Origin of the sequence: Kordia jejudonensis (assembly GCF_001005315.1) — a bacterium.
Taxonomy (GTDB): Bacteria; Bacteroidota; Bacteroidia; order Flavobacteriales; family Flavobacteriaceae; genus Kordia; species Kordia jejudonensis.
The window spans coordinates 1-1,484 of the sequence record NZ_LBMG01000096.1 but is presented as its reverse complement, the minus strand read 5'-3'; the positions used below and the strand labels follow the sequence as shown (position 1 = coordinate 1,484).

Sequence of the window (1,484 nt, the reverse complement as noted above, 5' to 3'; positions counted from 1 at the left end):
CTTCAATTTTTCTTACTCGTAACGCCACTAGTTACAAATTTGCGGTAGTCATAATAGGGAACAGCAGGGTATTATTACCACACGATATAATCGTGCGGCAGCGTGGGGGGCCTAATTTACCCATTACCTTAATAACTGTTTTCTAACATTTTAATATTCTCTCCTTCTAATAAGAAATTCAGATAGGTGGGCTCATAAATTGAAACTCTTTCTGATTTCATGTTTTTCAATATTAATTTTGAGCTGTTCTCTTTTCTAAAATAAGAGTCATTAAAATCGCCAAAAATTAAAATATTCCAGTCTTGGTAAGATATTAAACCTTGAAAAGGATCAATTTTTTTTGGTTTATTTTTTAAAAATGTTTCAAAATTACTGTAAGCCAAACTTATACTTGCTTGATTTTTCTCTTTACTTTTAATGTAAAGAATAATTAAATTATCATCTTTATCTTTTAAACTATTATTTTCTTCAATTAAAATATCAAGAGCTGTTTCTATTCTATTATCAATAATGGTATGAGTATATTTTATCTCACTCAATTCCTTAATATTTTCAATCTCTTTGTTACAAGAAAGCAATAGTAACAAAGGAATTAAGAATAAAATACTTTTATTAATTTTTCCTAGTACTAACTTTTCCTCTTTTATCATATAAAATTGTTTTTCCAGTTTTAGCGTCATAAACTGTTAGTTTTACGGGTTTATTATAATAATATTTAGCAACTTCTCTATCTCCATCATTTTTATCTTTTGGGTGGAAGCCTGAAGGTCCAGAATATCCTGGTATTCCTCCTTTTTTAGGGTGGCTATGGCTCGATTCGACAGCATCGGATTTAGCTAATGCTCTATCTGTAAGTTTATTGTGCCCATATCCTTTACTTTTGTGATGACCTGTGCCAATATAACTTTTGTCCATATCAGCCCAACTATCTCCATATTGTACTTGAAACCATTCTACATCTGTATTATTTGCTAAGAATCTATATACTTCTGTGGAATTTTCAGAATCTCCATCTAGCATTATATAATCTACTTTTACACCACGCTCTGTAGTTTTTTTTGGATCACCTAAAACTCCTTTTTTTACATCTACAAATTTAGTTGTTTTTTGACCTTTATCAGTTACCTTATGTAATCTATCCACCTCATTTCCATCTTCATCATAATATTTCTTATCATCTATATGTGTGATGTCTCCGTTTGCATTTACTCCATAAGTATCTTGTGGAGCCATTCCGTCTGGATCAATAAATCGAATAGGATCATCAAAAGCATAATTGTACGGTGACCACTCATTCATTGATTCAGCCAATGGATCAATATTCATCCATCGCCCTAGAGAAGCATCATAATTTCTAGCAGAAAAATCTAACCATTGAAGCCCAAGTTCGTCATTTTCTTCTTTCCCACCAAAGCCATAGTTATGGTTTCTTCCTGTTATCAGACTATTATACCCTTTTTGTTTGAGTCCAAAAGGATAATAAT

The 1,484-nt window shown here is 31.3% G+C and carries 2 protein-coding genes; both read right to left on the bottom strand.

All coding sequences use genetic code 11. The features are described from left to right. Window positions 1-128: 128 nt before the first annotated feature. Complete coding sequence (locus AA089_RS22545; protein WP_046759287.1) at window positions 129-650, bottom strand: hypothetical protein; 522 nt, start codon at window positions 648-650, stop codon at window positions 129-131. Then, window positions 613-1,484: RHS repeat-associated core domain-containing protein (locus tag AA089_RS25275; protein ID WP_046759286.1), on the bottom strand; the 872-nt coding region annotated here is incomplete at its 5' end. The genes AA089_RS22545 and AA089_RS25275, both read right to left, overlap by 38 nt.

Bases quoted from the DNA above. Each gene is read 5' to 3' on its own strand.
- AA089_RS22545 (WP_046759287.1), bottom strand. From the start codon at position 650: ATGATAAAAGAGGAAAAGTTAGTACTAGGAAAAATTAATAAAAGTATT.